At 72.3% G+C, this 26701-nt stretch carries 21 protein-coding genes; 14 read left to right on the top strand and 7 right to left on the bottom strand.

Annotated elements, in window-relative coordinates:
- Positions 1 to 21: 21 nt before the first annotated feature.
- Positions 22 to 609, bottom strand: coding sequence for a TetR/AcrR family transcriptional regulator (locus tag DP939_RS21740; protein ID WP_113982600.1), 588 nt, complete (start codon positions 607 to 609; stop codon positions 22 to 24).
- A 275-nt stretch (positions 610 to 884) separates the two neighbouring features.
- On the opposite strand from DP939_RS21740, the gene DP939_RS21735 reads away from it, so the two are divergent.
- From DP939_RS21735 to DP939_RS21730, 3 genes are all read left to right on the top strand, one after another.
- Positions 885 to 1658, top strand: a complete 774-nt coding sequence (locus DP939_RS21735) for a TauD/TfdA dioxygenase family protein (protein ID WP_158578646.1) — start codon at positions 885 to 887, stop codon at positions 1656 to 1658.
- A 572-nt stretch (positions 1659 to 2230) separates the two neighbouring features.
- The gene (locus tag DP939_RS46255; RefSeq protein WP_158578645.1) at positions 2231 to 2473 is read left to right on the top strand and encodes a hypothetical protein; all 243 of its coding nucleotides are present in this window, start codon (positions 2231 to 2233) and stop codon (positions 2471 to 2473) included.
- Positions 2474 to 2483: 10 nt separating this feature from the next.
- Positions 2484 to 4931, top strand: coding sequence for a transporter substrate-binding domain-containing protein (locus tag DP939_RS21730; protein WP_158578644.1), 2448 nt, complete (start codon positions 2484 to 2486; stop codon positions 4929 to 4931).
- Positions 4932 to 4951: 20 nt separating this feature from the next.
- On the opposite strand, the gene DP939_RS46250 is transcribed toward DP939_RS21730, so the two are convergent.
- Positions 4952 to 7027: a hypothetical protein gene (locus DP939_RS46250; protein ID WP_158578643.1), complete on the bottom strand. Its 2076-nt coding sequence runs from the start codon at positions 7025 to 7027 to the stop codon at positions 4952 to 4954.
- 51 nt (positions 7028 to 7078) lie between these two features.
- On the opposite strand from DP939_RS46250, the gene DP939_RS21720 reads away from it, so the two are divergent.
- From DP939_RS21720 to DP939_RS21705, 4 genes are all read left to right on the top strand, one after another.
- Complete coding sequence (locus DP939_RS21720) at positions 7079 to 7483, top strand: DnaJ family domain-containing protein (protein WP_113982597.1); 405 nt, start codon at positions 7079 to 7081, stop codon at positions 7481 to 7483.
- A 325-nt stretch (positions 7484 to 7808) separates the two neighbouring features.
- Positions 7809 to 8411 (top strand): hypothetical protein, encoded by a 603-nt coding sequence (locus tag DP939_RS21715; RefSeq protein WP_113982596.1) that lies wholly within the window; start codon positions 7809 to 7811, stop codon positions 8409 to 8411.
- 386 nt (positions 8412 to 8797) lie between these two features.
- Entirely contained in the window at positions 8798 to 11812 is a 3015-nt protein-coding gene (locus DP939_RS21710; RefSeq protein WP_113982595.1) for an NACHT domain-containing protein, read from the top strand.
- Positions 11813 to 11925: 113 nt separating this feature from the next.
- Positions 11926 to 13983, top strand: a complete 2058-nt coding sequence (locus tag DP939_RS21705) for a S9 family peptidase (RefSeq protein ID WP_113982594.1) — start codon at positions 11926 to 11928, stop codon at positions 13981 to 13983.
- Here DP939_RS21705 and DP939_RS21700 read toward each other — a convergent pair.
- Complete coding sequence (locus tag DP939_RS21700; RefSeq protein ID WP_113982593.1) at positions 13976 to 14608, bottom strand: mycothiol-dependent nitroreductase Rv2466c family protein; 633 nt, start codon at positions 14606 to 14608, stop codon at positions 13976 to 13978. The genes DP939_RS21705 and DP939_RS21700 overlap by 8 nt on opposite strands.
- A gap of 103 nt (positions 14609 to 14711) precedes the next feature.
- Here DP939_RS21700 and DP939_RS21695 point away from each other — a divergent pair, with 103 nt between their 5' ends.
- Positions 14712 to 17219, top strand: coding sequence for a sensor histidine kinase (locus DP939_RS21695; protein WP_113982592.1), 2508 nt, complete (start codon positions 14712 to 14714; stop codon positions 17217 to 17219).
- Between the two features lie 31 nt (positions 17220 to 17250).
- Complete coding sequence (locus DP939_RS21690) at positions 17251 to 18252, top strand: ABC transporter substrate-binding protein (RefSeq protein ID WP_113982591.1); 1002 nt, start codon at positions 17251 to 17253, stop codon at positions 18250 to 18252.
- A 1-nt stretch (position 18253) separates the two neighbouring features.
- Here DP939_RS21690 and metE read toward each other — a convergent pair whose 3' ends face one another.
- On the bottom strand, positions 18254 to 20446 hold the full coding sequence (gene metE / locus DP939_RS21685; protein ID WP_225878411.1) for a 5-methyltetrahydropteroyltriglutamate--homocysteine S-methyltransferase: 2193 nt from the start codon (positions 20444 to 20446) through the stop codon (positions 18254 to 18256).
- A gap of 81 nt (positions 20447 to 20527) precedes the next feature.
- On the opposite strand from metE, the gene DP939_RS21680 reads away from it, so the two are divergent.
- Positions 20528 to 21436 carry a LysR family transcriptional regulator gene (locus tag DP939_RS21680; RefSeq protein WP_158578641.1) on the top strand — a complete coding sequence of 303 codons (909 nt, stop codon included), beginning with the start codon at positions 20528 to 20530 and terminating at the stop codon, positions 21434 to 21436.
- 1 nt (position 21437) lies between these two features.
- Here the strand turns inward: DP939_RS21680 and DP939_RS21675 are convergent, their stop codons facing one another.
- A complete protein-coding gene (locus DP939_RS21675) occupies positions 21438 to 22187 on the bottom strand; it encodes a TetR/AcrR family transcriptional regulator (protein ID WP_113982588.1) in 750 nt (249 codons plus the stop codon).
- 103 nt (positions 22188 to 22290) lie between these two features.
- Here DP939_RS21675 and DP939_RS21670 point away from each other — a divergent pair, with 103 nt between their 5' ends.
- Entirely contained in the window at positions 22291 to 23241 is a 951-nt protein-coding gene (locus DP939_RS21670; protein ID WP_113982587.1) for an ATP-binding cassette domain-containing protein, read from the top strand.
- Complete coding sequence (locus DP939_RS21665; RefSeq protein ID WP_113982586.1) at positions 23234 to 24007, top strand: ABC transporter permease; 774 nt, start codon at positions 23234 to 23236, stop codon at positions 24005 to 24007. Before DP939_RS21670 ends, DP939_RS21665 begins: the two co-directional genes overlap by 8 nt.
- Positions 24008 to 24011: 4 nt before the next feature.
- Here the strand turns inward: DP939_RS21665 and DP939_RS21660 are convergent, their stop codons facing one another.
- Complete coding sequence (locus DP939_RS21660) at positions 24012 to 24860, bottom strand: glycosyltransferase family 2 protein (RefSeq protein WP_113982585.1); 849 nt, start codon at positions 24858 to 24860, stop codon at positions 24012 to 24014.
- Between the two features lie 9 nt (positions 24861 to 24869).
- Positions 24870 to 25145: a DUF1876 domain-containing protein gene (locus DP939_RS21655; RefSeq protein WP_113982584.1), complete on the bottom strand. Its 276-nt coding sequence runs from the start codon at positions 25143 to 25145 to the stop codon at positions 24870 to 24872.
- Positions 25146 to 25244: 99 nt separating this feature from the next.
- Here DP939_RS21655 and DP939_RS21650 point away from each other — a divergent pair, with 99 nt between their 5' ends.
- Together DP939_RS21650 and DP939_RS21645 are read left to right on the top strand one after the other, a co-directional pair.
- Positions 25245 to 25871: a dienelactone hydrolase family protein gene (locus DP939_RS21650; RefSeq protein WP_113982583.1), complete on the top strand. Its 627-nt coding sequence runs from the start codon at positions 25245 to 25247 to the stop codon at positions 25869 to 25871.
- 150 nt (positions 25872 to 26021) lie between these two features.
- Positions 26022 to 26636 carry a class I SAM-dependent methyltransferase gene (locus DP939_RS21645; RefSeq protein WP_113982582.1) on the top strand — a complete coding sequence of 205 codons (615 nt, stop codon included), beginning with the start codon at positions 26022 to 26024 and terminating at the stop codon, positions 26634 to 26636.
- Positions 26637 to 26701: the final 65 nt, after the last annotated feature.

Genomic DNA, 26701 nt, shown 5'->3' with positions numbered 1-26701 from the left:
CCCGGCCTTACCGGCCGTGCTTCAGAGGTGCAGGAACCGGCGGGTCGCGACGAGGGCGCCGTCGAGCGGGGCCGGACTGCGGCGGACCTTGGCCAGCACGCTGGCGCCGAGCCACATCTCGTACAGGACCTCGGCCACCTGCTCGGGATCGCCCTCGATGGAGAGCGAACCGTCTTCGACGCCCGCGGCGATGACCCGCGCGAGCCGCTCGACGATCGCCGTGGTGCCGTCCTTGAGCGCGATCCGCATCGTCTCCGACAGGTCGGCGACCTCGGCCCCGAGCTTGACCGCCAGGCACTTGCCCTGGCAGTCGTCGACGCTCTGTGTCTCCCGCCAGCTCTGCCAGTAGGTCATCAACCGCTGCGCCGAGGTCAGGCCCGGCTCGGCGAAGACGCGGTCCATGTCGGCGAGGTAGTCGATGAAGTAGGACTTCATCATCGCCTCGCCGAAGGCGTCCTTCGAGCCGAAGTAGTGGTAGAAGGACCCCTTGGGCACGCCGGCCGCGGTCAGCACCTCATTGATGCCGACGGCGGCGAAGCCCTTGTGGGCCATGATCCGCTGAGCGGCGTCGAGGATGCTGCGACGGGTGTCCGTCTGTCCGGCTGGCATGGCCCTACCCTAACACTCATTAGACCGGTCGTCTAGCCAGCCGCCCGAGCCTGTACGGGCTTGTACGGATGACTTTCCTTCTCTTCTCAGCGGGCCGCCGCCTGCCGCACTGTCGGGACATGACCCGGGGGCGTCCCGGGCCATCCGGGTCTGTCCAGGACGGCCCGGCAGCGCGAGGGGAGACGCCGATGTCAGCGGGGATATCCACTGTCCAGGACGGGTTCGTGGCAGAGATGGGCCCAGAGATGGGCCCAGAGATGGGCTCGGATGCGCCTTTGACCGAGCTGGTCCCGGACATCCAGGAGGCGCTGCTGCGGTACGCCGTGGTGGTCATCCGTGGACGGCGGCTGTCCGCGCTGGAACAGGCCGCCTTCACCCGGTCTCTAGGGCCGCTGGAACCAGCGTCGGACATGCGCAACCACCATCCCGACAGCACCGACGTCATGGTGGTGGACAACTCCGGGGCCACCCCCATCGTCGGCAACCAGTGGTGGCACTCCGACCGCTCGTTCCTGCCCGCGCCGACCAGGTACACCGTCCTGTACGGCCGGCTGATTCCGCCGTCGGGGAGCGAGACGCTGTTCGCCGACATGGTGGCGGCCTGCCGGGACGCGCCCGCGCCGTGGCGGGCGGTGCTGCGCAGGGCGCACGGCGTACATTCCTACGACCGGCTGGCGCACCTGCGCGCCGAGATCCACCAGGCCCCCGTCCAGCCGGACTACGCCACCAGGTTCCCTCCGGTGCGGCACCCGATCATCCGTGTCCATCCGGAGACCGGGACGGTCGCGTTCTATCTCAGCGAGCTGTGCCTGGACCGGATCGAATCGGCGGACGGGACGCCGGTGGACGAGCTGTCGCTGGGCGAGCTGCATGCCTTCGCCACCGACGAGCGGTACGTCTACCGGCACACCTGGCGGCGCGACGACGTGGTGATCTGGGACAACTGCCGTGTGCTGCACCGGGCCGGACGGCTCCGGCCGGGCGTCCCGCGCATCCTGCACCGTACGACGACGGCCGGTGACCCGCCCGAACCGGGCTTCCCGGCCTGACCCGGCTCGGTGTGGCTGGATGTGGAGCCGGGGGGTCCTGCCGTCCCCGATGGGGAGAACCCCCCGGCCTTCCCCGTGAGCGAGCATGCGTCCGGGCCAACGAACGACTCCCCGCGCGAAAGGGAAGAGACGGGAGGAACTATGTCATTGGCGACAATAGTTCTCTTCCGTGTTGTAACAAGTACACCTGAAATCCGGCGGCGTCGCGAGGGAAGCGTCCAACAATGGCCGAACCGATCTTTGGCGGTGCAGGTCAAGCGGTTGACGGGCCGATATCCCGGACACGCTTGGACGGGTGGGATGGCGGGGCGGGCGTGGTTCGGACATATGCGGATATGCCGGGTTAGCCATTTTCGCCGGGAGTTATGTGGTGGGGACGATGCGAGAGGGATCGGCCGGGACAAGCCGGAAAGAGGGGCGGCCACCAGGGCGAGCCGACACCGGCGTGACCGGGAGTAACCAAGATTCCCGACACAGTGGTGAATTTGCGTTTTCTAGGAAACGATGTGTTGTGTCCGGGCCACGAATCGAACCCACTGACCTTTCCGGGTCAGGCGAAGGAGGAAGTCTCCATGACACGGCACTTCCACTCCCGGCGTGATGCGCACACCTGCTCCGACAACGAGCGTACCGCCCCTCCGCCGCGAATCCGGCGGCGTCCGCTCACCGTTCTCATCGTGATTCTCATCTTCGTTTCCTTCCTGATCGTCCAGGGGTATGACATCGCCATGGCGGCGGGCGGGGCACTGCTCGCCGGCCTGGCGGCCGTTCAAATCGTGCGCGGCCTTTCCGGCGCGCGTGTCACCTTCGGTTGATCCACCTCTCGTGGGCGCCCCCGAGTCCTTCCCGCGCAAACTGGCCGGTGCGCGGGAACCGAAGATCACCATCGAGTCCCTGGTCGAGCAGACAGGACTGCTCTCCCAGACCATCAAGCAGCTCACCAGCGGCACCGACCTGCTCTCCTGGGAGGTCACCAGCGTCTTCCTGGACGCCTGCGGAAAGGACCCGGCCGCGTGGCGGCACGAATGGGAACTGGCCGCCGCCGCCAGGAAGTGGCAGATATGGCGACGCAAGCACACACCACTTGGATCGTTCCCGAATCCGTCCACGGCACGTACCTTTCCGGAGTTGCGGAAACGCATGGAGGATCTGCGCGCCATGGTCGGCCTGACCTACCAGACCCTCGAACAACGCGCCGCCGACCAACGCCGCCGCCTTCCGCACGCCACCCTCAACGCCGCGATGAACGGCCGGGGCCGCCTGGAACGCGAACTCGTCGAAGCCTTCGCCGCCGCCTGCGGACTTCCCCCGGCGGAAAGCCGCAGATGGCGGCTCGCCTGGCAGGCCATCGCCGAAACGAACCACCGCCCGCACCCCGACCCTGAGTCCCCCCTCCACAACACCCCCGCCTCCGGAGATCCCCCCTCCGGCGTCGGCCGGTCCACGGCGGGCGACGAGCCCGGCGACGGGCACACGCCGGCCCCCGCCGGCCCTGAGGCCGGGGATTCACCTCCGCACGTCCCCGGCGGACGTACGCCGGTCCCCGGTCGCGACGGCGCGGAAGGGCACGGCGGCCCGCTCTGGAACCACGGCCCGTTCGGTGCGCGGGCGTTGTTCCCCGGTCTCGGCAGCGGCCCCGCGGCCGGGGATTCGTCCTCGGAACCGTACGCGCGGCCCGGTGGCACTCCAGGCGACGAACCGCCTTCCGAGGGCCCGCCGGCGGCCACGGTCCCCATGTTCCCGGCTCCCTGGGGCAGGCCCGATCCGGCCGGGCCGGTGCCCCCGGCGGGGGACGCGGATCCACCTCCGACCGGCCCCACAACGGCACCCCGCCCGCAGCCGGACCAGAAAAGCCGGCCATGGGCCGAGCAGTGGCCCTTGGGCAGTGCCGCTCCCGCCACCGGCGAGAAGCCGGGCGCAGATCAGAACACCGGACCCCCGGAGCCCCCGGACCCCGGAGTGTCACGGTCGGCGCGGCATCGGCGAGGAGGCCACGGGCGGAAGCTCGCGCTGGTCGCCGGGGCCGCGGCGATCTTCATCGTCGGTACCGGGACCGGCTGGCTGGTCGCGGCGCGTTCCCCCGCGCCCGCCCTCACGCTCAGCGGCCCGCCGTACGGCATCACCGCCGGGCACCCCCTGACCATCGACCTCCCCCTGACCGAGCCCCGGGACTGGGCCCTGGACCTGCGGTTACGGCTCGGCTACACCCGCCAGCAGGAGTTACAGAGCTGTAGCTACCACGCTTGGCTCACGTACCGGCTGATCAGCGACGGCAGGACCCTGGCCGAGGGCAGTTCGCGCACCGGGCTCAAAGAGGTGGCGGTGAACCAGCTCCACCTCGGCCAGGTCACCACCGCCAAGCTGGTGGTCACCCTGCAATGGACGCCCCCGGTACGCCGCCCCGGCGCCGCACCCCGCTGCGACCTGACCCTCGACCCCAGCCACAGCGTCCTGCGGGACGCCTCCGCCCCGCCCACCCCGATCCCCCGACCTCCGCCCAGCAAGGCCGACCGGGGCAACGGCCCGCTGGCGGGCAAACAGTGGCTGAAGATCGCCGTGAAGATCGACCAGCCCGGCATCGGGGTGATGGTGGACAGCAACCCCGACAACCGGCAGGGCATCGACATCGACATCGGTAAGGAGATCGCCAAGCGGCTGGGCGCGGACCCCGAATGGCACGACGTCACCTCAAGCAGCCGGGAGGCGCTGCTCCAGCGCGGCCAGGCCGACCTGGTGATCGCCAGCTACTCGATCAACGAGCCGCGCCGCGACGTGATCACCTTCGCCGGGCCGTACCTGATCGCCCAGCAGGACGTCATGGTCCGCGCCGACGACCCGGACACCGCCGACGTCAAGAACATCGACGACATGAAGGACAAGAAGTTCTGTGGTGTCACCGGCTCCCAGTCCACCCAGCGCGTGATCAACCGCTTCCCCGCCGGGTGGGACACCACAGAGCACATGGTCAGGCAGCACGGGTACGGCGCGTGCGTGCAGATGCTGCGCGACGGCGAGGTGGACGCGGTCTCGACGGACAACTCGATCCTGGCCGGGTACGCCGCCGCCGGCAAAGGCAGGTTCCGGTTGCTGGGCGAGTCGCTGTCCGTCGAGGAGTACGGTATCGGCCTGGCCAAGAACAACGTCGCCGACGCCCAGCGGATCAACCGCATCCTCAGGGAGATGATCCGGGACGGCACCTGGGAGAAGATCATCAGAACCCACCTCGGCCAGTCGGCCGAGAGGTTCATCCGGACCGTACCGCCCATCCCCTGATGTCCTGGTCCTGGTCCTGATCAGGACATCAGGGCCGCCCGGCACAGGCGGACCAGCTCCTCGTCGTCGGGGACCTGCGAGCTGCTGTAGCCGTGGTCGGACGCGTTGTGCCTGTGCGTCCGGCCCAGCTCCGCGTGCAGCAGGTGGTGGGCACCCTTGGCGGCCGGGCCCAGGTCGGCCCACAGGGCCGCGACCTCGCGGCGGGTGTGGGGGTTGGCCAGCCAGGCGCGTTCGAGCACCGGCAGCAGGGGATCGGCCTCGCCGGTGACCCGCCACAACGCCTGTGCCGCGCCCAGCGGCAGCCAGTGGTGTTCGTCGCCGTGGCGCAGCAGCCGCCGCAGCCGGTCGGTGGCGGCGCTCGCCGCGGGCCCCAGCTCGGCGAGGACGGCGGTCGCGGCGGTGACGGCGTACCGGTCGCCGCCGAGGTGGCGTTCGGCGACGGCGTACGCGCCTTCGGCGTCGCCGTCGATCCGCCACAGTGCCTTGGCGGCGGCCGTGGATACCGACCGGTCGGAATCGTCTGCCGCTGCCTGGATGTACGGCAGGCACTCGCGGGCCGCCGGGCCGATCGCGCCCAGCGCGCCGAGCAGGGGAGCGGTCGGCGGCTCGCCCGATTCGAGCAGAGTGACCAGGTCAGGCACGACCCCGGCGGCGGCAGGGCCCATCCGGGCGAGCGCGTACATCAGCCCGTCGCGGCGGTGGTCGCGCGGGTCTCCGGTGGGCAGGTCGTGCAGCCGGCGGCGGAGGATCGGCAGCAGCGGGGCGGCCCGCTCGGCGTACCGACCGATCGGTCCACCGATGTCCTTCGGCATGTCCTCGCGGTCGAGCGCCCACGCCAGCATGGGCAGCGCGCGTTCGTCCGCGGCCCCGGCCAGCGCGCGCAGCGCCGGGCCGACGCTGGACGTCGCGTCCGGCCACTCGACCACCCACGCGATGTGACCCTCCTGCGTGGCGGGATGGCGGGCCACCCGGCCCGCCGTGGTCAGCGCCTGCGCGAGAGCATCCGCCGCGGGCGCGGCCAGCGCGCCGAGATCCTGCAGGACGTGTACGGCGCTCCACAGCAACCGCGGGTCGCCGCCGCGGACCTGCTCGCCGACCAGGGCGATCAGCTCGTCGTAGTCGCCGCGCCAGCCGTTGATCAGGTTGAGCGCGGGCATCAGGGCGTCGAGCCTGCACTCCCAGTTGGGGGCGCGCAGCAGCGGTGTGAGCAGGGACAGGCGGTCGGCCACCCGCTCGCCGTATGCTGTGCTCAGCGACCTGACCAGCGCGGCGGCCCTGGGCGCGCGACGACCCTCGTCGGCCTCCTCGCGCATCCGCCGCAGCGCGCCCACCAGGGTCGGCGTGTCGAACCCGGCGGGCGGGGTGCCGGGCGTGCCGGTCTGGTAGACCTCGGCGATCAGCGGGAGCACGTCGGCGACTTCGACGGCGGGCGCGGTGCCGTCCGGGCCGGGCAGCGCGACCAGCTCGGCGGCCACGGTGAGCTGGATCGCAGGGTCGGACTCGGCGGTGACCATCCGCGCCAGCCTGCCGGTGACCTCCGCGACGCTCTCGCCCCGGCGGGCCATCGCGGCGGCCGAGCGGACGATCTCCGGCAGCACCGCCGGATGCTCCTCCGCGGACAGCCGGGCCAGCAGCCGGGCGACGGCGGACCGCGCCTGCTCCAGGCAGGCGGGCAGCAGGGCCGCGGTCGCGGCGCGCACGTCGGGATCGGGATCTTCCAGCAGCGCCGACCACAGTGGGTAGGCGGCGGTCACCCGCTCGTTGGCCTGGCGGTAGAGCGCGGTCAGACCGAGCGGGTCGTCGGCCGAGGCGAGGTCGGCGAGCAGCCTGATCACCTCGGGCCTGCCCGGCAGGCCGGGCCGAGTCGCGACGCGCACCAGGAACGGAATCGTGGCGATCGTGCAGGGGTAGACGTCGCCTTGGTGGAACACGCCGCCGTACATCGCGTCGAGCGCCTGCTCGCGTACGGCGGGATCGGGGTCGGCGAGGCCGCGTAACAGCTCGGGCACCTCGACGGCGGGGCCATACGCGTGCCGCATGCGGCCCCAGCGGATGTCGTCGAGCCCCTCGAACGGGTCGTCGGTGTCGTCGGTCATGCCGCAGATCATCGCGGACGCCGCCGACAATTTACTGGGTAGAAAGGAAGCATGACGAACCGCAAACCCGACTCGATGGGCTTCGAGTCGTGGATCGACCAGCAGATCCGCGAGGCGATGGAACGCGGCGAGTTCGACGACCTCCCGGGCGCGGGCAAACCGCTCCCCAACCGCAACGAGCTGGCCGACGAGCTGTGGTGGGTCAAACAGAAGGCCCAGAGCGAGGGCCTGACCCTCCCCCTCCCGCCCACCCTCGCCCTCCGCAAGGAGGCGGAGGAGGCCCTGGCGGCGGCCCGCGGCGCCCGTACCGAGAACGAGGCCAGAAAGATCGTCGAAGAGATCAACGCGAAGATCGACAAAGCGATCCGAAAGGGCCTCTCCGGCCCCCCGCTCAACCTGATGCCCTTCGACATCGAAGCGATCGTCACCGAATGGCGCGACCACAACCGCGTTTAGCAGGGGATGTCCGATAGGTTTCCGGCGCGGGTGTCGTACTCGGCGGGGGCGCTGAACCTTTTTCAACCGGTCGCTTGGGCCAGGCCAGGAGGGCCTCCGTCGGGCTCGGACCGGGCCTGGTGCCCTGGCGGGACGCCTGGTCATGCGGATACGGCATCTCGCCTACCACCTCTGACCAGCGGCCACACCATCCCCACTCCTCCAGTCGTCGTTCACCCATTGATGGGGAGGTGTTCATCGGCGGGTCGCAGTGGGAAGGCTCTCTGTCTGCTATTCACAGCCTGTGGGGAGATTCCGGAGCGCCGACCGTCCCCGTACTCGCCGAATGCGGTGGCCGGTATCGTCACGGCTGCTCGCGGCGATCGGCCTGCCGATTCTCACCGCGCCGGCGACGCTCGCCATTCTGTATCATCCGATCGATACGCCGGTATTCGCCTCGGCGATGGCCGGGATGATCGGATTGTGGATCCTGGTCGTGTGGCGCATGGACCGGCGCTACCTGACCTCGTTATTGCTGATGATCGCCATGGGAATGTCGGTGGCCTTCGGCATGGAAACCTGGATCGTACAGGCGCGTGGTTTGTCGATGGTCTGCCGGGTGGTCGGCGAGAAGTCCGTCGCCGATCTTCCTTCGGGCGACCCGCTGGCTCCGGCGCCAGGACCTTCGATAACGTACTACTACGAGCTGGATTGCCCTCCCGGCGGCCCCTATTCGATGGTTTCCCGCCAGGCGCCGAATGCCAGGGTGGGGGAGGCGCTTGAGGTTGTTCACGACCCCCTCGGGGTCGGCCGAACTCAGCCCGCTCGGGACCTGAGCGTCACCACCGGCATCGCCCTCATCGTGTTGAGCTGTGTTTTCTTCGCCGGCGCCCTGGGAGTGAATCTTTATTTCGAAATTCAACCCCAACGTGCATGCCCCATGAAGTAGCCGGCCATCGCCGCTCGGCAAGCCGTCGTGTGCGCGACTTGGCCCGGCGTGCAAGTCGCAGATCCCGAGTCCGGCTCGGGTCTCGGGCCAGGTGGCAGGGATTGGGGACGGGGGTTAAATTGGGAATCGCCTGCAACTAAACCTATTTCAGGAAATGGCCCGGCAGGTCGCTCCCCTGTGACACTCCGCCCCGGCATCCCAGGTCAGCCCTCATCTCCCACGTCGAGGTCGGTCCCGGAGGTTGATGGGTAATGTTTGGGAGAAATGGGGCAGAAGTGATTATCGGCCCGGCCGTCAGAGGCCACCCATGGTGCACGCCCCCATCTCCAGTGAGAATAGGACCGATAATCCTGGCCAAGCATCCCCCACCAGGTCGGTGATCTGACATGACGGCGGCGTCCACCCCGCCGGGCCCCTCCGGCTTTCTCGGCAGAGTGCTGCTGCTCTGCGTCGCGCTGGGCCCTCCTGCCGTGGTCGCGCAGGTGTGGCCCGAGGTGCGGAGCAGTCCCGGGCTCGCTTTCGGGGCGTTGCTCGGGTGGTGGGCGTTGGTCGCCGTCGGGCGGTTCGCCGGGCAGGTGGCCGGGGTGCTCGGGGGGATGTGGGCGCAGCGGGTGGCCGATGTGCTCGATCGGGCCGTGATGCGGCGTACGTCCTATCGGGGCCGGTACGGCAAGAGCCTGGTCGCCGGGGTGAGCTACGTCGATCTTGAGGGTGTGCCCACGCAGAGCGAGTACCACCTTGACCTGCACGAGGTCTATGTCGATGTCGGCGTCGCCCCCCGTCCCCTGCACGACGCCGTGCGGGAGCCCTACCTCGGGACGATGGCCGCGGTCGGGGAGCGGGTCGGGCTGCGGAAGTTCCTGGATGTGCCCGAGCCGGTGCGGCTGGCGGTGGTGGCCGGGCCGGGGGCGGGGAAGTCCACGCTGCTCCGGCGTACCGCGCTGAACTGGGAGCGGCGGCGCGGCGGGCTGCCGATCCTGCTGATCCTGCGCGACCACGTCGCCGCGATCCTGGACGACCCCGGGCTGACCCTGGCCGACGTGGTGGCCTCGCTGCGCTGGCTGCACGGCGACGTACCGGCCGCGTGGTTCGAGCGGCGGCTGGAGCGCGGGCGCTGCCTGGTACTGCTCGACGGGCTGGACGAGGTGGCCGGGGAGGACCACCGCCGGGCGATCGTGGACTGGGTGTCGGCCCAGATCATCCGCTATCCGCGCAACGACTTCGTGATCACCTCCCGGCCCTACGGCTACGAGACGGCCCCGCTGGCCGGGGCGTCCGTGCTCCAGGTGTGGCGGTTCACGCCCGAGCAGGCGACCAGGTTCGTGCACGGCTGGTACCTCGCGATGGAGCGGCGCAGCCGCAACGCCGACGGCCCCGACGTGGCCGCGCACGCCCGGGAGGCGGCCGATGACCTGCTGGTACGGGTCCGCGCGCAGCCCGCGCTGTTCGACCTCGCGGCCAACCCGCTGCTGCTCACGATGATCTGCAACGTGCACCGCTACCGGGGCGCGCTGCCCGGCGGCCGGGCCGAGCTGTACGGCGAGATGTGCGAGGTGCTGCTATACCGGCGGCAGGAGGCCAAGCGGCTGGCCGACCCGCCGTCCGGGCTGACCGGCGGGCAGAAGAAGCTGGTGCTGCGCGAGCTGGCCCTGCACATGATGCGGCACAAGGTGCGCGACCTGCCGACCCGCGACCTGCACAAGGTGATCACGCCCGCGCTGGCCCGGGTGGTCAGGCGGGCCGACGCGGCCGAGTTCCTGACCATGGTGGAGCGCAGCGGGCTGCTGGTGCAGCGGGAGGCGGGCAGTTACGCGTTCGCGCACCTCACCCTCCAGGAGTACCTGGCGGCCGAGGAGATCAGGGAGAAGAACCGCCCCGACATCCTGACCGAGACCGTGGACGACCCCTGGTGGCGGGAGACGGCCCTGCTGTGGGCGGCGGGCTCGGACGCCGGGCCGCTGGTGGAGGCGTGCCTGCGGTCGGGGTCGGCGCGGGCGCTGGCGCTCGCGTTCGACTGCCAGGACGACGCGCTGGAGCTGGCCCCCGGGCTGCGCGACCGGCTGGACGACCTGCTGTCCTCCTCGGTGGACGACGAACGCCGGGCGCTCATGGTCCAGGTCAAGGTCACCCGGTCGCTGCGCCGTACGATCACGCTGGGCAACGGCGCCGAGGCGTGCGCGATCCCGGTGTCCGCCGGCCTGTACCGCCTGTTCGTGGAGGACTCCGCCTGGCGCGGCGAGGAGCGGCGGCCCGACCTGCCCGGCGGCGTGTGGCCCGACGACGACGATCCGATCTCCGGGCTGTGGGACGTGGACCTGGAGCCGTTCCTGGCGTGGGTGGGCGAGCACCAGCGCGACCAGCCGTACCGGCTGCCGACCGCCCAGGAGCTGAACGACCCCGTGCTGCACCCCGTGGCCGACATCCGCAAACGGCCGGTCTGGGCGAGGAACGAGATGGCCGGACGCCGGCCGAAGCCCGCGACGGCGGCCGGGGTGGCGCACCCGTTCGGGATCTCGGTGCCGACCCTGCAGCGCAGGCTGCAGGCGGACCGGGTGCCCGCCGCGATGTTCGCGATGGCGTCCCAGAACACGCCGTTCGTGCCGGAGCTGGCCCGGAGGCTGTTCCGGCAGTTCTCCGTGGGGCCGACGCCCGGGTGGATCGAGGCGTACGACTGGCTGCCGGTACGCGTCGCCCTCGACTACTGCCCCGACCTGCGCCCGCACCTGGCGGACGCCCGTCTCACGCTGTTCGCCGGCGCGCTGCCGGACTTCCTGCCCGCGTCCGTCGCCGCCCGGGACGACGGTCTGCGCCGGTTCGTGGGGCTGCTCGACTCCGACTTCGTGCGGTCCGGCGAGCGCTTCGCCAAGGAGCACTCGCGGCTGCGCTGGCGGCTGGACCTGCTGTCCTCCCCGGCGCTGCGGTCGCGGGCGTACGAGATCCTCGCGCTGAGCTACCCGGTCGTGCTGTTCCGCTGGCTCCAGGCCGATCGGCCGCTGGACCGCAGGCGCGACGCCGAAGTACGCCTGAACGCCTACTGGGCCCGGCACCTGCGCGGCATGGGTCCGACCTTCTACGTCTCGCCGGGCCGGGCGGCGGGCATGGCCGAACGCGCGCTGGTGCCCCCGGCGATGCCAGGCGACGAGCCGATGCGGGTGCTGACCGCGGTGATCGCCGACAACCTGGTCCACCTGCTGGACAAGGTGCTCACCCGGGCCGTGCCGGTCACCGCGGAGATCGCCACCTGCCTGCGGTTCGGCGCGATGGCGCTGGCCGCCGCGTACGCCGACCACGAGGACGCCCGCGTGGTCTTCATCAACCTGGCCTGCGGCGTGACCGCCCTTGAGGAGCGGGCCCGTGGCGAGATCACCCCGGACGACCTGGTGGTGCTGGTACGCAACTGACGCGTGTGAAATGCGGTAAAATGACCCCGACCGCAAACCGCTGTCCGACTTCATCGGATAGCGGTTTTTTGCGTTTCAGGGGCCTTTTTCACTGCTGAAGGAGCCGTATCCGCATGTCCGACTTCCCCCGCCAGTTCGCCCGCACCCGGCGTTTCACCCTCGGCGTGCCCGCCCAGTTCACCCTCTCCCCCGACGGCGGCACGGTGTACTTCCTGCGCGGCCTGGCCGGCGACGACCCCGTCTCCCGCCTGTGGGCGCTGGACCGCGCGACCGGCGAGGAACGCCTGCTGGCGGACCCGGCGGCGCTGCTCGCCGCCGCCGGGGAGCCGTCGTCCGGCATCGGCTCCTACGCCGCCGACGACGCCTGCGCGCTGCTGGTCTTCGCGCTGTCCGGCAGGCTGTGGGCCTGCCGGACCACGGACGGCGAGGCCCGCGAGCTGCCCGCCGCCCCGCCGGTGACCGACCCCCGCCCCGACCCCACCGGACGGCGGATCGCCTACGTCAGCGGCGGGACGCTGCGCGTCACCGAGGCCGACGGCCGCGACGATCGCCCGGTCGCCGCGCCGGACGGCCCCGAGGTGAGCTACGGCCTGCCCGAGCACGTCGCGGCCGGGGAGATGGGCCGCCACCGCGGCTACTGGTGGTCCCCCGGCGGGGACCGGCTGCTGGTCGCCAGGGTGGACACCGCGCCCGTGCTCCGCTGGCACATCGCCGACCCCACGGACCCCTCCCGGCCGCCCGCCACGATCCCGTACCCGGCGGCGGGCACGGCCAACGCCGAGGTCACGCTGTGGATCGCCGACGTCGCGGGCGGCCCGCTGATCCCGGTGGACTGGGACGTGACGGCGTTCGAGTACCTGACCCACGCGGGGTGGGACGCGCGCGGGCCGTACGCGTCGGTGCAGGACAGGAGCCAGCGGCACGTACGGGTGCTCGGAATCGCCCCGGACACCGGGGCGACCGAGGTACTGGCCGAACAGCACGACGAGGCGTGGGTCGAGCTCGTGCCGGGCCTGCCCGCGCGGACGCCGGCGGGCGCGCTGGTGACCTCCGCCGACCTGGACGACACCCGCAAACTGGTGGTGGACGGGCGGCCGGTCACCCCGACCGGGCTGAACCTGTCGGCGGTGGTCGCGGTGGACGGCGAGACGGTGCTGTTCACGGCGTCGGACGAGCCGACGGAGACGCACCTTTGGGCGTACGACCCGGCGACCGGTGTGCGGCGGCTGAGCGAGGAGCCCGGCGTCCACACCGGGACCGGCCGGGCGGGCGGCGTCGTACTGGTCTCGCGGACCCTGGACCGGCACGGGCCGCGCATCGCCGTACAGGGCGGGGGACACCCGCCGGTCGAGATCACCTCCCACGCCGAGACGCCCGTGCTGGAACCGCGGATGGAGATGCTCGAACTCGGCCCGAAGCGGCTGCGCGCCGCGCTGTTCCTGCCGTCCTGGCACCGCGAAGGCCCGCTGCCGGTGCTGATGGACCCCTACGGCGGTCCCGCGCTGCGCAAGGTGACCGCCGAGCGGAGCTGGTGGGTCCACATGTCGCAGTGGTTCGCCGAGCAGGGGTTCGCGGTGCTGGCGGTGGACGGCCGGGGTACGCCCGGACGCGGCCCGGCCTGGGAGCGCGCGATCCACCTGGACATCGCCGGACCGGTGCTTTCGGACCAGGTGGAGGGCCTGCGGGAGGCCGCCCTGCGCTTCCCCGACCTGGACCTGACCCGGGTGGGCATCCGGGGCTGGTCGTTCGGCGGCTACCTGGCGGTGCTCGCGGTACTGCGCCGCCCCGACGTCTTCCACGCCGCCGTCGCCGGGGCGCCGGTCACCGACCAGCGCCTGTACGACACGCACTGGCGCGAACGCCACCTCGGCCACCCCGATGAGCACCCGGACGCCTACGACCGGTGCTCGCCGATCCGCGAGGCCGCCGGGCTGCGCCGTCCGCTGCTGCTGATCCACGGCCTGGCCGACGACAACGTGGTGGCCGCGCACACGCTGCGCCTGTCGGCCGCGCTGCTGGCCGCGGGCCGCCCGCACGAGGTGCTGCCGCTGTCCCGGACCACCCACCTGCCCGCAGGCGAGGCGGTGGCCGCGAACATGCTCACCCACCAGCTCCGCTTCCTGCGCCGGGAGCTGGACGTGACCGGGCGGCCCGCCGCGGAGGTCAGGTGAAGTCCAGCTCGCCGGTACGGGTGCGCTTGAGCTCGAAGAACTTCGGGTATCCGGCCAGCAGCCGGGCCCCGTCGAAGATCCGCAGGGCGTCCTCGCCGCGCGGGATCGCCGACAGCACCGGCCCGAAGAACGCCACCCCGTCGATGTGGATCGTGGGGGTGCCGACGTCCTCGCCGACCGGGTCCATGCCCTCGTGGTGGCTCTTGCGCAGCGCCTCGTCGTAGTCGGTCACCTGGGCGGCGTCCGCCAGGTCGTCCGGGAGCCCCACCTCGGCCAGGGCCTCCCGGACGACCTGCGGGAAGTCCTTGTTCTTCTGGTTGTGGATGCGCGTGCCGAGCGCCGTGTAGAGGTCGCGCAGCACCGGTTCGCCGTGCCGCTGCGCGGCGGCGGCCAGCACCCGGCCGATGCCCCTGCCGCGTTCGAGCCGGACGCGATAGTCGTCATCGACGTCGCGGTCCTTGTTCAGCTCGTACAGGCTCATCACGCGGAAGCGCAGGTCGATGTCCCGGAGCCGTTCGACTTCGAGGATCCAGCGGGAGGTTATCCAGGCGAAGGGGCAGACGGGGTCGAAGTAGAAGTCCACGGCCGGACGGCCGGCGGCTGCGGACCGATCGGGATTTGTCATGCCCCCTACCATCGCACAGCCCTTGACCTTCCCTACCTGCCGGGTAGGGAAAGCCGCGAGAGATGATGCGGATAGGCCGGAAGCCAGGGGGAGGCGGGCGCTGATGGGGCGGGGCCGATTGCGGGTGTATCTCGGGGCGGCCCCCGGGGTCGGCAAGACCTACGCGATGTTGTGCGAGGGGCGGCGGGCGCTGGGCCGGGGCCGGGACGTGGTCGTGGGCCTGGTGGAGACCCACGGCCGCGCGCCGATCGCCGCGCTGGTGGAGGGGCTGGAGGTCCTGCCCCGCCGTGAGGTGATCCATCGGGGGGCGTCGTTCACCGAGCTGGACGTGGCGGCGGTGCTGGCCCGGCGTCCGCGGGTAGTGCTGGTGGATGAGCTGGCGCACACCAACGTCCCCGGTTCGGGTAACGCCAAGCGGTGGCAGGACGTGCTGGAGATCATCGCGGCCGGGATCGATGTGATCACGACGGTGAACGTGCAGCATCTGGAGTCGGTCAACGACGTGGTGGAGCGGATCACCGGGGTGGTGCAGCGCGAGACGGTGCCGGATGAGGTGGTGCGGCGGGCCGATCAGGTGGAGCTGGTGGACATGTCGCCGGAGGCGTTGCGGCGGCGGCTGGCGCACGGGAACGTTTATGCGCCGGAGAAGGTGGACGCGGCGCTGGCGAACTATTTCCGGGTGGGGAATCTGACGGCGTTGCGGGAGCTGGCGCTGCTCTGGGTGGCGGGGAAGGTGGACGAGCAGCTCGACCGGTATCGGGCCGAGCATGGGATCGCGGTGACGTGGGAGGCGCGGGAGCGGGTGGTGGTGGCGTTGACGGGGGGTCCGGAGGGGGACACGCTGGTTAGGCGGGCGGCGCGGATCGCGGCGCGGACCAAGGGCGCGGACCTGCTGGCCGTCCACGTCACCCGGGGCGACGGCCTCAGCGGAGCCGACCCGGCCCAACTGGCCAGGCAACGCACCCTCGTCGAAAACCTCGGCGGCAGCTACCACCAGGTGGTCGGCGACGACATCCCGGGCGCGCTGCTCGACTTCGCCCACGGGGTGAACGCCACGCAACTCGTGCTGGGGGCGTCCCGGCGCGGCCGGTTCGCCCAGTTGTGGGCGCGTGGGGTGGGAGTGGAGACCACCGCGCGGTCCGGCTCGATCGACGTCCACATGATCCCGCACGACCAGGCCCGGCGCGGACGGCGGGCGGCCTCCCGGCCGGACACCGGGCTGACGGTGACCCGGCGGGCGGCCGGCTGGGCGCTGGCCCTGCTCGGCCTGCCGGTGCTCACGCTCGCCATGTCGGCGGTACGCGACCACCTGTCCCTGCCCAGCGTGATCCTGCTGTTCCTGCTGCTGGTGGTGTCGGTCGCGCTGGCGGGCGGCCGGTGGCCCGCGATCACCGCGGCGGTGGGGGCGTTCCTGCTGATCAACTGGTACTTCACGCCGCCGGTCCGCGACCTGACCATCGCCGACCCCGACAACGTGCTCGCCCTGGTGGTGTTCGTGGTGGTGGCGATGGCCGTCAGCGCGATCGTGGACCTCGCCGCCCGGCGTACCCGCGAAGCCGCCCGCGCCGGAGCCGACGCCGAAGTCCTGTCCACCCTCGCCGGACACGTCCTGCGCGGCGACGCCGCCCTCCCCTCCCTCCTGGCCCGCCTCCGCGAGACCTTCGCCCTGGAATCGGTCACCCTCCTCGAACGCACCGACCCCACCACCCCCTGGCACATCGCCGCCACCGCGGGCGGACCCCCCGCCACCACCCCCGGCGACGCCGGCACCGACGTCCGCATCGACGACCACCTCATCCTCGCCGCCCGCGGACGCCTCCTGCACGCCGCCGACCGCCGCGTCCTGGAAGCCTTCGCCGCCGAAGCCGCCGTCGCCCTCCGCCAGGAACGCCTGCGCGCCGAAGCCGAAAAAGCCCGCCCCCTCGCCGAAGCCGACCGCATGCGCACCGCCCTGCTCGCCGCCGTCAGCCACGACCTGCGCACCCCCCTCGCCTCCGCCACCGCCGCCGTCGACGGCCTGCGCGCCACCGACGTCCACTGGACCCCCGCCGACCGCGCCGAACTCCTCGACACCGCCCACCAATCCCTCACCCGCCTGGACCGCCTCGTCGCCAACCTCCTCGACATGAGCCGGCTCCAGGCGGGGGTCCTCGGTGTGTCGGCCGAACCGGTCGCGCTGGAGGAGATCCTGCCGGGCACGCTGGACGAACTGGGCCCGCTCGCCGACCGGGTGCGCCTCGACGTCCCCGACCACTTCCCCGACGTACTGGCCGATCCCGCGCTGCTCGAACGCATCCTGGCCAACCTGGTCTCCAACGCGGTCCGCTACAGCCCGCCGGACCGGCACGTCGTGGTCTCGGCGGGCCGGTACGGCGGCCGGGCCGAGATCCGGGTCATCGACCGCGGCCCCGGCATCCCCCGCGACCGGCACGAGGACGTCTTCCTGCCGTTCCAGCGGCTCGGCGACCGCGACACCCACACCGGCGTCGGGCTCGGCCTGGCCCTGTCCCGCGGCCTGGCCGAGGCGATGGGCGGCACACTGACCCCCGACGAGACCCCGGGCGGCGGCCTCAGCATGGTCCTCACCCTGCCGCTCGCCGAACAGGCATGATTCGCCAGGCCCTCCGGGGTAGAGGACCTGGGTGCGTGTTGGGGTGTGTTTGTCGCTGAGTGGGCGCTATGCCCGGTACGGCCGTCAGACGGCGGCCGCCCTCGCCGCCTGGCGGCGGCTGGAGAACGCGGTGGACCTGATCGTGGAGGACGACCAGAGCGATCCGCGGACCCTTCAGGCCGTCATGCCCGGCGTCCTCGCCGGATGCGACATCATGCTCGGCCCGTACGCCACCGACCTCGTACGGGCCGCCGCGCCGATCGCGACCGACGCCGAACGCGTCCTGTGGAACCACGGCGGCTCCGGCGACGACGTACAGGCCGCCTACCCCGGCTACCTCGTGTCGGTGCTGACGCCCGCGAGCGAGTACGCCCGGCCGTACGTCGAGAAGCTGGCCGAGGCCGTGCCGCGCGCGCCGCTGTGGATCGGCGCGGGCAAGGGCTCGTTCGCGCGGCAGGTCAAGGCCGGGGCCGAGGCCGCCGCGCGGGAGCTGGGCGTGGCGGTGGCGCACGGCGACATGCCGACCGACGGGGACTGGGACCTGCTGTCGGCCGGTGGCTTCGACGAGGACATCGCGACCGTCGAGCGGGCCGGGGCGGCGAGCCGCCCACCCCGGCACATGTGCACGACCGCCGCCGGGGTGTCCGCGTTCGGCACGGCGGCGCCGCACCCGGCGGGCGTGTTCGGCGTCGCCCAGTGGGTGCCGAACCGGCAGCCGGACGGCGACGTCCTCGGGCCGCGGGAGGCGGACTTCCTCTCGGTGTACGCCGACCTCGCCGACTTCCTGGCCGCCGGGGTGGTCGTGCCCGGCTTCCTCGCTCGCAGCGCCGAGTTCCCGGACTACCCGGCGGTGCAGGCCGTCGCCGCCGGGATCCTGGCCGTCCACTGCGCGCAGCGGGCCGCGAGCACGGCCCGCCAGGACATCTGGGAGGCCGCCGTGTCCCTGGACACCGTCACGCTGTTCGGGAGGTTCCGCGTCGATCCACGTACCGGAGCGCAGGTCGGTCACCGCATGACACTGGTGCGCTGGTAGCTCAGAGCGCCTGGCGGGCGCTCGCGGCGGCCGTGACCAGGTTCGCCAGCGCGGCCTCCACCTGCGGGTAGGTGCGGGTCTTGAGCCCGCAGTCCGGGTTGACCCAGACACGCCCGGCGGGCAGTACGGCCAGCGCCGCCCCGAGCAGCTTCTCCACCTCCGTCACGGACGGCACCCGCGGCGAGTGGATGTCGTAGACCCCCGGCCCCAGCCCGCGGGTGAACGCGCCGACCGCCGACTCCGCCAGGATGCGCCCGTCCGACCTGGCCGACTCGACGCTGGTCACGTCGGCGTCCAGGCCGTCGATGGCGGCGGCGATCTGGTCGGCGTCCGAATAGCACAGGTGGGTGTGGATCTGCGTGGAGTCGCCCGCCCCCGAGGTCGCCCGCCGGTAGGCCCCGACCGCGCCCGCCAGGTAGGCGTCCTGGTCGGCGCGGCGCAGCGGCAGCAGTTCGCGCAGCGCGGGCTCGTCCACCTGGACGATGCCGATCCCGGCCGCCTCCAGGTCGGCCACCTCGGCCCGGATCGCGTCGGCGACCTGGTACATCACCTCGCGCAACGGCAGGTCATCGCGGCGGAAGGACCAGGCGGTGATCGTCACCGGGCCGGTCAGCATGCCCTTGACCGGCTTGGCGGTGAGCGACTGCGCGTAGGTCGCCCAGCGTACGGTGATCGGCCCGGGGCGGCTCACGTCGCCGTGCAGGATCGGCGGGCGGGTGCAGCGCGAGCCGTAGGACTGGACCCAGCCGTGCCGGGTGACCGCGAAGCCGTCCAGGTGCTCGGCGAAGTACTGGACCATGTCGTTGCGCTCGGGCTCGCCGTGCACCAGGACGTCCAGGCCCAGCCGTTCCTGCACGCCGATGGCGTGCTCGATCTCGCCGCGGACCAGCGCCTCGTAGTCGGCCTCGGTGAGCGTGCCCGCCGCGACCTGGGCGCGGGCCGCGCGCAGTTCGCCGGTCTGCGGGAACGAGCCGATCGTGGTGACCGGCAGGACGGGCAGCGACAGGCGTCCGGCCTGGGCGGCGGCGCGTACCGGGTAGGGGCTGCGGCCCTCCCGCTCGGCGACCGGCGCGCTCTCGCGGGGGCGCGACGGCACGGCGGCGCGCTGCGGGCGTACTCCCGACGCGAACAGCTCGGCCAGCTCGACCACCTCGGCCACCTTCTGCTCGGCGAAGGCCAGCCGGTCGCGCAGCGCGGGCTCAAGGCCGGTCTCGGCCTCCACGTCGTACGGGACGTGCAGCAGCGAACCCGCCGTGCCCACCACGACCTGCCCGGCCTGGATCGCGTGCAGGGACGCGAGCGCCCGGTCCCGGTCGGTACGCCACACCTCGCGCCCGGACACCACCCCCGCCACGACGACCTTCCCGGCCAGCGCCGGATGCCGCGGCACCTCGCCGCGCACCAGGTCCACCGCGATCCCCTCGATCGGGGACTCGGCGAGCGCGGGCAGCGCCTCGCCGAGGTCGCCGAAGTAGCTCGCGACCAGCAGCGCGGGCCGCCGGGGCAGCGCGCCCAGCCGGTCGTAGGCGGCGCGGACGGCGGCCAGCTCGGCGGGCGTGCGGTCGGCGACCAGCGCGGGCTCGTCGAGCTGGACCCAGTCGACGCCCTCGTCGGCCAGTGCCGCCAGCAGCGCGGCATAGCCGCCGAGCACGTCGTCCAGCCGGTCCAGCGGAGCCGTGCCCTGCGCCAGTAGCAGGAACGTGATCGGTCCGACCAGCACCGGCCGGGTCTCGTACCCGAGCGCGCGCGCCTCGCGCACCTCCGCCAGCGCCTTGCCCGGGTCGGCCGGGCCGAACTCCGTGTCCGGGCCGATCTCCGGGACGATGTAGTGGTAGTTCGTGTCGAACCACTTCGTCATCCGCAGCGGCGCGAGCCCGGCGGTGCCGCGGGCCATCGCGAAGTAGGTCTGCTCCGGGGTGCCGGCGCGGTAGCGGGCGGGGACCGCGCCGAGCGCGACCGCCGTGTCCAGCACCTGGTCGTAGTAGGAGAACGTGTTGGACGGCAGCGCGGCCAGGCCGAGCCCGGCGAGCCGCCGCCAGGTCTGCTCGCGCAGCCCGGCTCCGGCGGCGCGCAGGTCATCGGCGCTCGCCGCGCCCTCCCAGTACGACTCCAGCGCCCGCTTCAGCTCGCGGCGCGGGCCGATACGCGGATATCCGAGCACGGTCGATGTGCCGGGAAACGACACTGCGGTCACGATGAGTTCCTTCCACTCCGGCCGTATCTGCAAGTCCAGCGCATCCTGCCGAGAGCCGGTGGGCTCGCATAGCATCTATTGGTGTCCCGAATCGATCCCGCGCCGCCGTTGCGGGAGGTGGGCTGCTTCGCCGCGGTCGCCAGGCACCTCGGTTTCTCCCGCGCGGCGGCCGAGCTGGGCATCTCCCAGCCCGCCGCGAGCCAGGCGGTCGGCCGCCTGGAGCGCGCCCTTGGCCTGCGGCTCTTCGAGCGCACCAGCCGCGAGGTGCGTCTGACGGCGGCGGGTGCGGCGCTGCTCCCCTACGCCGAGGCGCTGCTGGACGGGGCGGGCGCGTTCACCGCCGAGGCCGTACGGCTGGCCGCGCAGGCCGGTCCGGTCATTCGGCTCGCTTATCCACCGTTGCTCGGCGAGCTGGCCGCGCGGGTCGCCAGGCGGCTCGCCCGGCGCACGCCGCCGATCGAGGTCGAGCTGCGGGCCGCCGGGTGGGCGGCGGCGACGGCGGCGCTGGCGGCGGGCGAGGCGTCCGTGGCCATCGTCGGCGCGCCGTTCCCCCGGGAGTTCACGACGGCGGCGCGGTTCCACGTACCGGTCGATCACATCGCCGTCCCGGCCGGTGACCCGCTGGCCGGTTCGTCCGAGCTGCGCCCGGACCGGCTGGGACGGCACAAGATCCTGATGCCCGGCAACCGGCCGCCCGGCGGCATGTGGGCGCGGCTGGCCGTACGCCTGCGCGGCCCCCACCAGTACCGCGTCGTGGCCGACGACATCGACGACTACGCCGCGCTGCTCGACCTGGTCGCGGCCGGGGCCGGGCTGCTGCCCACGCCGCACCTGCTGGTGCGGTCGGTGCGCCGGGCGGATGTGGTGTTCGTGCCGTTCGAGGCGGGCGGGCTGCGTCTGTCCTACGGCGTGGCCTGGTCGCCCGAGCGTGTGTCGCCGGAGCTGATGGCGCTGGTCGGGGCGGTGCAGGAGGCCCTGTGGACGCGCTGACTCACTCGCCGAACAGCCGCGCCACGCCGTCCAGGATGCGGTCCAGCGCCCAGCGGAAGTCCTCCTCCTCGGAGTCGCCGGCGTCGAAGACCCCGGCGTCGATCACCCCGTGAATCGCGGGGAAGTCGCGCGGGTCGAGGACCTTGCGCAGCAGCGCGTTGTAGCCGGCCAGCGCGCCCACCTCGGTGTCGTCCTGCCTGCCCTGGAAGGCCGTCTCCAGCTGGATGAACAGCGCCGCCTGGCTGCGCACGAAGATCGAGAGCATCAGGATCACGCCCAGCTTCTCGTCCTCGCGCAGCGGGGTGCCGGCCAGCGCACGCAGCCCCTGCTCCATCCAGCGCAACTGGTTGGGCGTGATGGGCGGCCCGAACACCGGGATCTGGACCGTCCAGGGGTTGCGCCGGTGGGTGGCCATCATCTGCCGGCTCCACCAGGTCAGGTCCGCCCGCCAGCCCAGCCCGGGCGGCGGCTCCGGCGGTGACCCCGCTGCCGCGTCCAGCATGAGCATGAGCAGTTCGTCCTTGGCGGCGACGTAGCGGTACAGCGACATCGTGGACACGCCCAGCTCGGCGGCGACCTTGCTCATCGACACCGCGGGCAGCCCCTCGGCCTCGGCCACGTCCATCGCGGCCTGGACGATCCGGGACAGCGTCAGCCCGGGCCGGGGGCCTTTGCCGGGACGTCTGCGGATGCCCCAGGCCGCCTCGATGCTCGCCGGGAGTCCGGTGCCGCTCTCACCGTCGTCGTCCATCGTTCTCCTTGACCGTCACGTTCCTTCTGTGTATATCCTACGCAGACAGATGTACGCCATACGCAGTAGCGCGTACCTAGTACGCAGTTAAGGGGGGACGACCATGCGGCCTGCGATCGAGGCGCGCGGCCTCGCGAAATCGTTCGGGGAGGTGAGCGTGCTCGCCGGAGTGGACCTGGAGGTCGCGGCGGGCACGGTGTTCGCCCTGCTCGGGCCCAACGGGGCGGGAAAGACCACGACCATCCGCATCCTGTCCACACTGATCAGGGCGGACGGCGGCGAGGCGCGGGTGGCCGGGTTCGACGTGGTGCGGCAGCGCGCCGAGGTCCGCCGCAGCATCACGCTGACCGGCCAGTACGCCGCCGTGGACGAGTTGCAGACCGGCGAGGAGAACCTGCGCATGATGGCCAGGCTGCGCGGTTTGTCCCGGCCCGCGGCCCGCCGCCGCGCCGCCGAACTGCTCGACCGCTTCGACCTCACCGACGCGGGCGGGCGGCGGGTCGGCACGTACTCCGGCGGCATGCGCCGCCGCCTGGACCTCGCGGCCGGCCTGGTCGTCCCGCCCTCGGTGATCTTCCTGGACGAACCGACCACCGGCCTGGACCCGCGCAGCAGGCAGGCCATGTGGCAGGTCATCACCGACCTGGTCGGCACCGGGGTGACGGTCTTCCTCACCACCCAGTACCTGGAGGAGGCGGACAGGCTGGCGGATCGGATCAGCGTCATCGACGGGGGCACGGTGATCGCCGACGGCACGGCCGACGACCTCAAGCGGCAGGTCTCCGCGCAGCGGCTGGACCTGGTCATGGCCGATCCGGCCGCGTACTCGGCGGCGACCGGGGCGCTCGGCGGGCGGGTCGCGCACGGCGATCCGGTCAAGCTGACGCTGTCGGTGGCGACGGACGGCAGCGCCGCGCACGTCCGGGCCGTACTCGACGAGGTGGACCCGGGGCGGGGCGCGGTACGGACCTTCGGCGTGCACAGCGCCACCCTGGACGACGTCTTCCTGACCCTGACCGGCCACGCCACGGAAGAGGAGCCCGCGCATGTCTGACCTCGCCATCCGGCCCGCTCGCGCGCACTGGCCGACGATGGCCGCGCGGTGCCTGCGGCTGTCGCTGCGCGGCGTGGACGCGCTGATCATCGCGCTGCTGCTGCCGGTGATCCTGATGCTGGTGTTCGTGTTCCTGTTCGGCGGGGCGATCCAGACCGGCACCGCATATGTGACCTATGTGCTGCCTGCCGTGCTCGTCCTGTGCGCCGGGTATGGGGCTTCGCTGACGGCGGTGGGTCTGAGCCAGGACATCAAGGACGGGATCATCGACCGGTTCCGGTCCATGGACGTCGGCGGCCCGGCCATCATGGCGGGGCATGTGCTGGCCAGCACCGCGCGCAACGTGCTGTCACTGGTGCTGGTGTTCGGGGCGGCGTTCGCGATCGGGTTTCGGCCCTCGGCCGGCCTGGCGGGGTGGCTGCTGGCGGCGGGGCTGCTGCTGGCGTTCGTGGTGGCCATGTCGTGGCTGTCGGCGGCGGTCGGGCTGCTGGCCAGGTCGCCGGAGGCGGCGGGCGGGTTCGGGTTCCTGATGCTGTTCCTGCCGTACATGAGCAGCGGGTTCGTGCCCATCGAGACCATGCCGGAGGCGATTCGGGGGTTCGCCACGCACCAGCCGGTGACGCCGATCATCGACAGCGTGCGCGGGCTGATGCTGGGGCAGTCGGTCGGTACGCGGCCCATGGTGGCGCTCGCGTGGTGTGCCGGGATCTTGGTGGTGTCGGTGGCCTTGTCGGGTGTGTTGTTCGCCCGTCGTACGGCCCGCTGATCTGTCAGGTCAAGCCCAGGTCGAGCGTACGGCGGGCGGTCTCCACCGCGGGCGGCAGCCGCCGCCGCGCGGCCAGGGCCCGGGGCAGCCGGGCCACCGCATCCCGCAGCCCGCGCCGACCGGCCCGGCCGCCGCGCAGCGCCGTCGCGGCGGTCACCTGGGCGACCACTCCCCACGGACGCCGCAGCACGGCGGTCAGCACCGCGTTGCGGGCGGCGAGCGCCCGGCGTCCGGCCGGATCGCGGGACGGCGACGGATGGTGGTGGGCCACCACGCCGGGGACGTACGCCAGGCCCCACCCGGCCGCGGCGAGGTCCAGCGCGAGGCGTTCCTCCTCACCGAAGAAGAACACCACGTCGTCGAACCCGCCCACGGTCAGGAACGGCTCGCGGCGCACCACCGCGCCGCAGGCCAGGAAGCCCAGCACGTTCGGTCCGGGCAGGTCGGGCTCGCGCCCGATGCGCGACCGGGCCATCTCCGCGCAGATCGGGTCCACCCGTTCGGCGGGCCCGACGAGCAGCCGCCCGGCGAGCAGCGCCAGGCGGGGATGGACGTCGAACAGGTCCGCGGCGCGTTCCAGCGCCCCGGGGGCCCACCAGGAGTCGTCGTCGGCGAAGGCCACGTACGGCGTGGTGGCCAGGCGTACACCCAGGTTACGCGCGGGCGCACCCAGATTGCGGCCCGCCTCGACCACCGTGACGTGCGGGAACCACTCCCGCACGAACTCCGGCGTACCGTCCGACGAGCCGTTGTCCACCAAGATCACCGGACCCTCGTGGCAGGCCAGCGACCGGGCGAGATCCGCCCGCCGATCCCGGCTCACCACCACCACCGTCACCCGCGCGGGCGCCATCCGGGTTTCTCACCAGCCCCGGCCGGTGGCCTCCGAGCCGTGCCCGGACACCCGCGCCACATCGCGCGCGCCCTGCCCGAGCAGCCGGCCGGACAGATCGGCGAGCGCACGCCCGACCGCCAGCTCGTCGCCGATCACGGCGACCGGCCGGTCGGACGGGTTGCGGCGGGCATTGCCGATGCCGATGTGCTCCTCGCCGGTCGGCATGGTCAAAATGGCCTGCGCGGTCGTGTTGACCTCGTCCTCGACCACGTTGACCTCGATGTTCCAGTGCTTTTCCGTCATGACCTGGACACCCCCCTCCTCGGCTGGGTACGTCCCTCCTGCCCCGTACTACCTCGGCAAACGCCGTGTCACCTCCCATATGTGGGGAAGGGGACGGCTGTGGAGGACAACGTCCAGATCGCGCTGCCCGGGATGCGGCTCCGGCTCCCCGGACAGCTCGTCCTGCCACCGGACGCCGGCATGGTGGTCGCCTTCGCGCACGGCAGCGGCAGCGGCCGGAACAGCCCGCGCAACCAGTACGTCGCCGAGGTCCTGAACGAGGCCGGTCTCGGCACCCTGCTGTTCGACCTGCTCACCACGGAGGAGAGCGGCGACCGGCTGAACGTCTTCAACATCCAGCTCCTGGCCTACCGGCTCGACCTGGTCACCGGCTGGCTCCACGAACAGGCCCCCGACCTGCGGATCGGCTACTTCGGCGCGAGCACGGGCGCCGCCGCCGCCCTCCAGGCCGCCGGCGAACGCCGCACCGGCATCGCCGCCATCGTCTCCCGCGGCGGCCGCCCGGACCTCGCCGCCGAATGGCTCGCCCGCGTCCGCGCCCCGACCCTCCTCATCGTCGGCGGCGACGACCCCGACGTCGTCGAGGCCAACGGCGCCGCCCTGCGCCGCCTCGAACACACCGAGGCCCACCTCGAAATCGTCCCCGGCGCCACCCACCTCTTCGAAGAACCCGGCGCCCTCGAATCCGTGGCCACCCTCGCCCGCACCTGGTTCACCACCCACTGACCCTTCAGGCCGTCCTGCCGGGCGGCGGGCCGTACCATCACCGCACGGTCCCAGCCGAACCGGCCGGCATCGGCGCCGGGCATCGCTGCCCGAGCAGGCCGACGTCCGCACTCCGCCGCATTGATCAAGGTCCGCCCCTATTGTGATCGGATGGCCGATCCGTACTGGAATCACAACGTCCATTACCAGCGACTCGTGCTGAAGCTCGTGCCGGAAGGCTGTGCGCACGCCCTGGACATCGGCTGTGGTGATGGCCTGCTGGCCCGCAAGCTGATCACCAAGGCGGGCTCGGTCATCGGGGCGGACCGGCATCCCGGGGCCATCGAGACCGCCCGTGCGCAACACGGCGACGTGCCCGGCCTGTCCTTCGTCCAGGCCGACTACCTTGACGACCCGGCGGGGCTGCTGCCGGAGGGGAAGTTCGATTTCATCAGCGCGGTCGCCGTCGTCCACCACGCCGACTTCGGCCAGGCCATGGCCGCTCTGACCCGCCTGCTCGCCCCGGGTGGGCGGCTCGTGGTAATCGGTCTCGCCCAGAACCGTTCCCCGCTCGACTGGATCATCAGTGGCACCGCGCAGGTCGTCACCCGGCTGCACCAGTTGCGGCACGGACCCAAGAGCGGAGCGGGCATGCCCGCCCTGAACCCCACCATGAGCTGGGGCGATGTGGGCAGAGCGGCCCGCGCTACTCTCCCCGGCTGTCGCTGGCGCCGCCTGCTGCTCCGCCGCTACCTACTCGTGTGGGACAAACCGGCCGCCCGATAACACGGAGGAAACGGCCGTACTCCTACAAAGGTCCTCGAATCACGACCCCGCGATGAGAGGACCAT

Origin of the sequence: Spongiactinospora rosea (genome assembly GCF_003315795.1) — a bacterium.
Lineage (GTDB): Bacteria > Actinomycetota > Actinomycetes > Streptosporangiales > Streptosporangiaceae > Spongiactinospora > Spongiactinospora rosea.
Note: the sequence above shows the minus strand (reverse complement) of the source record. Positions and strands in the feature narration are given on the sequence as shown.